Source organism: Limosilactobacillus mucosae DSM 13345 (assembly GCF_001436025.1).
GTDB lineage: Bacteria > Bacillota > Bacilli > Lactobacillales > Lactobacillaceae > Limosilactobacillus > Limosilactobacillus mucosae.
Window position 1 is genome coordinate 21,521 of sequence record NZ_AZEQ01000023.1, and the last position, 9,774, is coordinate 31,294.

Here is a 9,774-nt window from a genome sequence, read left to right on the forward strand (position 1 = left end):
GCCGGTGCTTTTTTATTGACCGCATTTATTTGCCAGCCTGACTGGTTCCGCCTTGGTCGGCAGTCAGCAGGCCGCGATAGTACGCGCTTTGCTGCCACAATTCTGCCGGCGTGCCCTGCAGTTTGAGCTGACCATCGCCAATCAAGATCACACGGTCCATTTGCTCGACTCCCTGCAGGTGATGCGTCACCCAGATCAGCGTGCGATCCTGCAGCTGCGTTTGAAACGTTTCGATTACCTGACGCTCCGTAATGGGATCCAGCCCAACCGTTGGCTCATCCAGCAAAACGATCGGCGCGTTGTGCAGCAGAATCCGGGCCAGCGCGAGTCGATGCCGCTCACCGCCAGAAAAACGCAGCCCGGCTTCAGCAACCGGCGTCTCCATTTTCTGCGGCAGCTGGTCAATCATTTCCCAGAGGCCAACCCGCCGCAGCGCGTCTGCCAGCTGCTCATCGCTGGCTTCTTCATTGCCCAGCCGCAGATTATTGGCAATCGTAGTGTTGAACAAATAGGGACGCTGGTTGATCACGCCAAAGATCTCAGCGGCCGCGTCGCCCAATTCAAAACTCGAACAATCGCCCACGGTTACCGTGCCCCCTGTTGGCCGCAGATCGCCCCGCAGCAGTGAGAGCAAGGTCGTTTTCCCGCTCCCGCTGCGTCCAAGAACGGCAATCTTTTCACCAGGCTTGATCGTTAAATCGATTCCTTTCAGCACTTCGGCATCATCGGCCTCGTAGCGGAAATGCAGATTGCGCAGTTCAATTTGATACGGCGCGTGGGGATGCGTATCAGCAGCTGATTTCTGATCGGCAGCCAGCTCATTCAAGCGGCGCAGCGACTCGCCATACAGATTGGTTTCCTGAGCCGCGGCCGGCAGCGGCGACAGCGCGTCAGCCAATGGAAACAGTGCCAAGACCAGTGCGGCAATCCAATCCGCTGCGCCGCCATGATACTGTCCCCAACGCGCGGCTCCCCAAAGAACCAGACTAACGGCCATCAGCAAAAACAGCATCTCCATCAAGAAATCCCGCCGCCTGGCAAACCGGTGCTCCGCCAGCCGATTGTTCATTGCCAGCTTTTCCGTTGCCGCGTGGCGTTTCAGATAGTCTGCGCGTCGTCCCGCCAAGCGCCAGTCAGCCAGCCCCAAGACGTCATCCGTCAATTCGGCATACATCCGATCGCGCAGCTGCTTGTCTTTCATCTGGCGCGCGCCATTGACTACCGTTGACCACCATGGAATGGCGATAATCATCAGGCCAAAGATCAGCAACACGGCCAGCCCTAATAATGGTGAAAGCCAGCCCAGCGCGATAATCAAGATCACGTAAAGGCCCCAGGCAACCAGCATTGGAAAGATCGTCCGCAGATAAAGATTTTGAATGTGACCGATATCGTCGGCCAGCAAACCCAGCAGATCCCCCAGCTGATAGCGGCGGCGCCAAAAGATCGCATCGGTTTCCAAGGCGTCATACAGTCGCTGCCGCAGCTTGGAAGTCATCTTAAGCACCCAGTTGTGGCTGACCAACCGCTCGGCATAATGCAGCGTAGGTCGGCCGATCCCAAACGCACGCGTCAAGACGATCGGCACGTAGACCAGCAGAATGTTGACCGGCTGCTCAGCGGCGCGGCTGATCAGGTAGCCGGCACTAAACATCAATCCGGCCGCGCAGATAAACGTCAGAATTCCCAGCGAGATCGCCAGAATCAGACTTTTGCGATAGCGCCGCAGAAACGGCCGGACCCACGAATCATGCTTTAAAATCTGAAAAAGCTTGATCTGTCTAAACATGCCGCTCACCTCGCATTCCATTGATCAATGAGACGAAATAGCCATTTTTTGCCAAAAGCTCGTCATAGGTTCCCTGCTCAACCAGCTCGCCATGATCCATTACCAAGATCCAATCCATCTCCTTCATCCAATGCAGCCGATGCGTAGCAAAAAAGACCAGCCGCTGATCCATTAACGGCAGCATGCGTTCTTTCAGCTCCAGTTCGGTTTCAATATCCAGATGAGCGGTTGGCTCGTCAAACATCATGACCCGCCGCTTGTCGTCCAGCAATGCTCTGGCCAACGCGATTCGCTGTGCCTGACCGCCAGAAAGCTCGCGGTGTCCTGACCCAATCATCGTTGCCAGGCCATCAGGAAGCTTGGCCAGCCAATCCGTCATGCCAACCATTGCCAGCGCGGCCCTGATCTGTTCATCAGAAACGCCTGGCGTGTAGAAGGCAACGTTTTGACGCACCGTCGCCGTAAAGATCGTTGGCGACTGCGGCAGATAAAGCAGCTGATTTTGCCAGTCCGGCAGGTTAAGCGTCGTTACCGTTTGACCCTGAATCTTGATCGTGCCCTGTTTAGGAGTCAAAAAACCACTCAAAAGATTGATCAAAGTCGTCTTACCCGCTCCGCTCATCCCAATGATGCCGACTTTCTGCCAGCCTTTGATCTGAAGCGAAAACGGCTTAATGCTGGTGCCTTTTGGATATTGAAACGCCATTGAATCAATCGACAGCTCATCAGTTGATCCCCAGGAATGCAGTGGTGCTTCGATACGCGGCTGCGCAGGCTGATTAAGGATCGTCAGCATTTTATGAAACGAGTTGCGGCCATTGAGCGTGGCATGGAAATCACCAGCAAACCGACGCATCGGCAGGTAGTATTCCGGTGCCAGGATCAAGACGGCCAACGCGTTGAAAAGCGCCATGCGGCCATTTAAAAGATCAAACCCCAGATAAACGGCCACCACCGCGATGGAAAGCGTCGTAAAAAAGTCCAGCGCAAACGTCGAAAGCATCGCGACTTTCAGTACGGCCATCGTTCGTTTTCTAAAATGCTCGCTGGCCGTAAAGATGCTTTTAGAGTAGCGCTTGCTTAAGCCAAGATACTTAAGCGTGTCAATCCCCCGCAGCGAATCGATGAAATTGTTCGACAGGTGCTGAAAGCTGCCATACTGCTGCTCGGCTTTGGCTTTGGCGGCCTTGCCCAGGATGATCATAAACAGGATGATCAATGGATAGGTCACCAATAAGATCACGGCCGAGCGCCAATCAAAAATCCCAACGGCAATCAAGATCAAAACGGGGACGCTCATCATGCCGATCGTCTTGTCAAACGTCAGCTTAACGTACTGGTTGACCTCGTTGATACCATCAAGCGCCATGGCAACCGTGCTCCCAGTCCCATTTTCCTGCACCAAGGCCGGCCCCTGATCATAGAGTTTGCTTAACAGCCGCGCCCGCAGATCAACGGCCGTCTGTTCCGCAAAACTATCCAGAATCCGTTTTTCCAGCCATAAGAGCAGCTGGCGCAAGGTATAGCTGGCAATAAAGCCCGCTAAAAGCAGCCAGTGCAGTCCTTTTCCCTGCCAGAGCATAAACAGCGTGCCAGCCAGGAAGGCAGCCTGAGCGATAATAAAAACGGCCTGCAGAATCTTTATTCCGACAAGCCGTTTCACGATCACGCCGGAACCCGGCAATTGAAATAAATCACGATCAATCATTAACGTACCTCAACGCGCGGCATCTCAATCCGCTTGCGGAAGATCCAGTAGGCAAAGGCCGTATATACCAAAATGCATGGCACCAGAACCAGCGTCGCAATCGTCATCACGATCAGCGTGTAGTTGGAAGATGACGCGCTCTTGATCATCAAATCGTATTGACTGCTGATCGAAGAAATCATCAACCGTGGGAACAAGCCGCTAAACAGCAGTGCTACCAGCGAAACCAGCGTCAGACCACTGAAGACGAATGCCCAGCCATTGCGGTTTTTGAAGGTATTGGCATGAGCCAGCACCGAAAAGGCAACGATCAAAGCCAGCCCCAGCAGCGTTGCCAGCGGGTGCACCTTGATAAAGTCGGTTTGGAAGAGCAAAAGCAGCGCAAAGACCACCTCGCCCAGATACAGAACCCAGTAGAACGCTTGGCTGTAGTTTTGGGCCCGCGCCTGAATCGCACCCGTTGTCTTGAGCGCGATATAGTTCAAGCCGTGCAGGTAGGTCAGCAGAGTCAGAGCAACGCCGCCGACGATTGAAAACCAGTTAAAGTAGTCTAAAAAACCAGCTTGAATGTTTCCCTGCGCGTCGATCGGCATCCCTTTGATCATCGAGATAAACATCACGCCAAAAAAGAATGGCACGATCAGACTGCCCAATGCCAGCGCGTTATCCCACAGCGGCTTTTTTGCCATGGGACTCTGCGCCCGGAATTCAAACGAAACGCCCCGGATAATCAAACCAACCAAAATCACCAGTAAGATCAGGTAGTAGCCGGAAAACAGCGTGGCGTACCAGTATGGAAACGAAGCAAACATCGCCCCGCCCGCCGTGATCAGCCAAACCTCATTGCCATCCCAGACCGGACCAATCGTACGAATCAGCTGGGTGCGCTCGGCCTCGTTATGAGCCAGGGTTTTAACCGCCATGCCAACGCCATAGTCAAAGCCATCCAGGAAGAAGAAGGCCGCAAACAGCAGACCGATCAAAAAGAACCATAATATCTGCAGCATTGTCATTTAAAACGCCCCCTTAGCAAATGGATCCATAATCTTAGCCGATGCCGCGGCCTGATCGAATGGATCGTTGTGCAGCGCCCGTACGATCAAACCAATCAGGATTACCGCCAAGCCGCTGAACAGACAGAAGTAGACGATGTTGGAAATCAAGAGCGAAGCCACCGAAACGTTTGGCGAGACGCTTTGAGCAATCGTAAACAGACCATAGACCGTCCATGGTGCCCGGCCCAGTTCCGTAATCAGCCAGCCACTGGTATTCATCAAGAACGGCGCAAACGTCAAGAGCGCCATTACCCAAAGACACCAACGATGCTGATAGAGCGTCAATTTGTTTTTGCGCGTCAAGATCAGGCCAACCAGCGAGCACAGCGCGATCAAGGCCCCAAAGCCAGCCATCACCCGGAAGCTCCAGAACAGCGTGTTGACCGGTACATAGTAGTTCATCTTGTGACCAGCAATCGTCGTGCCATACTGTTTCTTAAGCTCAGCGTTGACCTGCTCCATCCCCTTGACGGAACCGGTCGTCTTGCCATAAGAAAGCACGCTCAGCATCACGGGAATGTCGATCTTGCCCTTGACTTCATGAGTCTTAGTATCAGCAATCCCGACCACCGTCCAAGGCGCCTGTTTGCCCGTGGTCTTGTAGACGGCTTCCGTAGCGGCAAACTTCATTGGCTGTTCCTTGATCAGGTACTTCATCTGCAGATCCCCCATCAGCATCGTTGCCACAGAGAAGACCAGCATCAGCGTCATGCCCAGCCGCATCGTCTTGTGATAGACTTTGGTGTTTTCCTTTGACAGCTGCCGTTTCTTAAGCAGCTGGAAGGCAGCCAGACCGGTAATGATCGTCGCCCCGGTTAACAGTGCCCCCAAGATAACGTGACCATATTCAAAGAACAGCTGCGGATTCGTCAGTAAGGCACCAAAATCAACCATTTCAGCCCGGCCATTGCGAATCGTGTAGCCGACGGGATGCTGCATGAAAGAGTTGGCAGTCAGAATCCAAAGCGCGGAGGTCATTGTTCCGAACACGACCATCCAAATAAAGAACAAGTGCAGTTTCTTGCCAACCCGATCCCAGGTAAACATCCACAAGCCAATAAACGTTGACTCGATGAAAAATGACAGCAGCGCCTCAAAAGCAAGCGGCGCGCCAAAAATATCACCCATAAAGCGTGAGTAGTCGGACCAATTCATCCCAAACTGGAATTCCTGAATCAGCCCGGTGACCACGCCAACGGCAAAACTGAGCAGGAAGATCTTGCCCCAGAATTTTGCCATTCGTTGATACTGTTCATTTTTGGTATGAACATAAATCGATTCCATAATTGCAACGACAAAAACGGTCCCGATCGAAAACGGAACGAAAAAGAAGTGAAAAACGGTCGTCATCGCAAATTGGAAACGAGCTAGATTAACGATTGTCATTCTAACATCCCCTTTTAAACTTATTTCCTAATCACTTATCAATAGATTAGGAATACCGCTTTTACAGCCTTAGTGTACCGCTTTGATAAAAGGCTTTCAACATGCAAATTACTTTATTTTAATTTTGTCTCTCAACCCGCAGTTATCCGGCAATTTAATCGATTTTTAGTATATTTAAGAAACAATGATTCTCTTAAAATCGTCCATTTTTAAGTTATCAATCAATTAACAATATTCGGGCCGTTTTCAACATTCAGTTCATTTTTATTCATATTAATACAGTTGGCGATTTATGTTCATTTTACCAAAAGTTTGTGAAATTAAGTTCTTAATTCACAATGTCGAAAAAGTAAATTAAGCGTCGCCCTTTTCTCAGCCGACCAATTGATAAGTAGAAAATACTTTTAAATCGTTGATATATAGGTAACAATGATAACATTTTTAATTATACGTAACAAATCCAAAACATTTTTGTAGCGCTTTCGGATATTTAGTGATAAGATATATTCACAAAGTTGATATTCACAAATCCTGCAGGACATCGTTGCTTTTTATACATTTAATATTCAAGAAAGGTCGATAATTATGAAAGCAGCAGTTTGGCATGGCGTAAAAGACATCCGCGTGGAAGATGTTGAATTAAAGCCTTTAAAATCAGATGAAGTCGTTGTAAAAGTCGCTTGGGCCGGCATTTGCGGCAGCGATTTGCATGAATATGTCGAAGGTCCGGTTTTCATCCCAGTCGATAAGGTCGATGAACTGACTGGCGGCCAGGCACCGCTGACGATGGGGCATGAATTTTCCGGGGTTGTTGAGGCAGTCGGCGAAAACGTCACGGATGTTAAAATCGGTGATCACGTTACCGTCAATCCAACCGTTACTCGTGAACGCTGGAGCGATGATCTTAACGTTTATGACGGCTACTCCTTTATTGGATTAAGCTGTGATGGCGGTTTTACCACCTTCGTCAACGTCCCTGCGCACAACATTTATCATTTGCCAAGTGAATTTCCTTTAAAGCTGGCAGCCACGATTGAACCAACCGCCGTTGCCGTGCAGGCTATCAAGGAAGGCTCATTGAAATTCGGCGATACGACGGCAATTTTCGGTGCTGGTCCGATCGGCTGTCTGGTTACGGCGGCAGCTAAGGCAGCGGGCGCTAGAAAGATTATTGTCTGCGATCTGTCTGAGAGCCGTTTAAACAAGGCAATTGAAATGGGCGCAACCGACGTCATCAATTCTGGCCAGGTCGACGCCGTCAAGGAAATTCGCAAGCTGGTGCCAAGTGGCGTTGACGTTGCCTTTGAAGTCGCGGGCGTACAGCCGACGTTTATTCAGGCGATTCACGCAACCAAGCCGCGGGGCACGATGGTCGTCGTTTCAATTTTTGCCCGTCCAATTGAATTCAATCCGATGCTTTTAACCAACAGCGGCGTTAAAGTCACCTCAACGATCGCCTACTCACGCCAGACGTTTAAGCAGACCGTTGACTTGGTTACGCAGCACAAGATTGAGGTCGCCCCAATCATCACCAAGGAAATCGCGCTTAATGACATCGTTGCAGAAGGCTTTGAAACGCTGATCAATGATAAAAAGCAGGCCAAGATTCTGGTTGAGCTGAGCGGTGAATAAAACAATAAAAGACCGAGCCACGGGACTGCCCGCGTTCGGTCTTTTTTGCGTCTTATATCTTCAATTAAGCTCTACTAAACTTATCAACTGTACTAACTAGTCTTCATGACGCTTCTTGCGCGTACCGAACAATGCCAGCAGCGATGACAGCCCGGCCAGACCTAAGCCTGCAGCCGCGGCAGTCTCATTTTGGTCATTGCCAGTCTGTGGCAGAGTTGCCGACTTGCCCTTGCTTGTCGATGAGGCTGCCTGCTGGTTGGCTGGCGTCGTTTGACCTGGAGCTGCCGGTGATGGTGCAGCCAGATTCGTTGACGTGCCAGGTGCTGTCGGTTGGCTTGGAGTCGTCGGGTTAGCTGGCGTCGTTGGCTCACTTGGATTCGTTGGCGTCTCATTCTTGGTATATGGTACCGGTGTGTCCTTGGTTGGATCAGCTGGCGTCACGCTTGGCGTACTTGGCGTGTAGCCTGGAACGGTTGGCGTTGGCTCATTTGGTACCACCTTGCTTGGATCATTCGGGTCATTTTGGTAGATCGGCGTGTCCGCTCCTGGGATTGGATTGCCGTTTGGATCAACCGGAATGATGCGGCCAAGCTTCTTGTAGATAAATTTAGCCGTTTCATCGCCATTGCCAAACGTGCCCTTGGTGTTATCCTGCTTTACCAGAACATAGCCATTGATAACCTTGGCATCGCCAGTCACGTCAAAGGCATCGCCACGCTTGTAGGAGCTGCCCTTGGATGCGCTTGGCGACAGCTCATTGCCATCCTCATCCACAAACTGCTCCGTCAAACCGTACTGATTCTGCGTGTATGGTACCGGCGTGTCTTTGCCAGGATCGGTTGGCGTAATCGGGCTTGGATCAACCGGCGTGTAGCCAGGCACATCTGGAATTGGCTCGTTTGGCACCACCTTGGTTGGATCAGCTGGGTCCGTTGGGTAGGTTGGCGTGTCCGCGCCTGGAATTGGGTTGCCGTTTGGATCAACTGGAACGATCTTAGCGTTTGGCGTGTAGGTTACCGTTTCTTCCACGTTTGGATCAGCAACCGTCGCCGTCAGTCCGCCCGCTGTCTTTTTATCGGCATGGTAGCCATCGACAACTGGCGTATTTTCCGTACCAAAAGTCTCGGATCCTTGCCAGTCGCTGGTTGAAAGCACCTTGCCAGTAACCTTGTCAATCGTAACGGTCCGCGTAAAGGCGTCTTCTTTGGTCTGAACCTTGTCAGCTGGCGTCTGGTCACCGGCCCCAACGTAGTGAATCGTTTGGGTGGCCGCCTTGATCAGATTTTCACGCGCGGTTGCTGGCGGATAGACCGGACTGTTTGGATCGTTTGGATTGATCGGCTCGCCTGGCGTTACCAAATCAGGATCGTTAGGCGTGATCGTCTGCGTCTTGTGCTTTAGGCGAACCACGAAATCATTGCCGGCCTTGGCGTAGGTCTGTGTTCCATCGGTAAAGGTATTGGAAACCAGTTCATAACCCTTGTTTTCGTAGTTCTTGATCTTGTCAGCCGTGGTGTAGTTGATCTTGGTGCCAACTTCTCCTTCTGGCAAGGCGTCTTCATCTAAAAGAACGCCCGTCGTATCGTCAATGTATTGAATCGTACCGGCAACCACCATTGGATCATTGCTGTAGACGACTTTTTCAACGATATCCTGATCGCCAGGAACCACGCCGTAGACATTGACTTTTGGCCGATCAACATGCAGGTAGCCTACTTCAGCCGGCGTCTTTGACTCAACCTCATCAAATTCTCCATGCATTGGCGACCAGGCCCGCGCAGCATCCGTGGTATCGACTTGGCCATCGTTGTTGGTGTCATAGCCCAGCAGCTGGCCAGTAACCTTATCAATGACTGCCGCGCGCTTAAAGGTGACGGTCTGCTTAATCGTCGTCTCGCCATTTGGTCCACCCTTAACCGGATTCCCATCTGCATCGACATAGTTAATCGTCCGGGTAACCGCGTCAGTCAAATCGTCCTTGGCAACGCCATTTGGATATTCCGCGTTGCCCTTAGGATTGATCGGCTGACCTGGCGTGGCTGGATCTTCCGGTGTGATCGTCTTGGTGGCGTGTTTTAGGTGAACCACGAAATCATTGCCATCCTTAGCGTAGGTCTGCGTTCCATCGCTGAAGTTGTTGGAAACCAGTTCGTAGCCGAGATCCTGGTAGTTCTTGATCTTGTCGGCCGTGGTGTAGTTGATCT

General features: G+C 51.3%; 6 protein-coding genes. 1 reads left to right on the top strand and 5 read right to left on the bottom strand.

Annotation, left to right across the window (positions count from 1 at the left end):
• Positions 1 to 25: 25 nt before the first annotated feature.
• From cydC to FC47_RS09030, 4 genes are read right to left on the bottom strand one after another with little or no spacing between them, the layout of a single operon-like run.
• Complete coding sequence (cydC, locus tag FC47_RS09015) at positions 26 to 1,789, bottom strand: thiol reductant ABC exporter subunit CydC (protein ID WP_039944984.1); 1,764 nt, start codon at positions 1,787 to 1,789, stop codon at positions 26 to 28.
• Entirely contained in the window at positions 1,782 to 3,497 is a 1,716-nt protein-coding gene (gene cydD, locus FC47_RS09020) for a thiol reductant ABC exporter subunit CydD (protein ID WP_056968681.1), read from the bottom strand. Before cydD ends, cydC begins: the two co-directional genes overlap by 8 nt.
• The gene (cydB, locus tag FC47_RS09025) at positions 3,497 to 4,510 is read right to left on the bottom strand and encodes a cytochrome d ubiquinol oxidase subunit II (RefSeq protein WP_039944987.1); all 1,014 of its coding nucleotides are present in this window, start codon (positions 4,508 to 4,510) and stop codon (positions 3,497 to 3,499) included. The genes cydD and cydB overlap by 1 nt, the downstream gene beginning before the upstream one ends.
• On the bottom strand, positions 4,511 to 5,938 hold the full coding sequence (locus tag FC47_RS09030; RefSeq protein WP_039944990.1) for a cytochrome ubiquinol oxidase subunit I: 1,428 nt from the start codon (positions 5,936 to 5,938) through the stop codon (positions 4,511 to 4,513).
• A 585-nt stretch (positions 5,939 to 6,523) separates the two neighbouring features.
• Here FC47_RS09030 and FC47_RS09035 point away from each other — a divergent pair.
• Positions 6,524 to 7,570 (top strand): 2,3-butanediol dehydrogenase, encoded by a 1,047-nt coding sequence (locus FC47_RS09035; protein ID WP_056968682.1) that lies wholly within the window; start codon positions 6,524 to 6,526, stop codon positions 7,568 to 7,570.
• A gap of 96 nt (positions 7,571 to 7,666) precedes the next feature.
• On the opposite strand, the gene FC47_RS09040 is transcribed toward FC47_RS09035, so the two are convergent.
• Positions 7,667 to 9,774: mucin-binding protein (locus FC47_RS09040; protein WP_155519169.1), on the bottom strand; the 2,108-nt coding region annotated here is incomplete at its 5' end.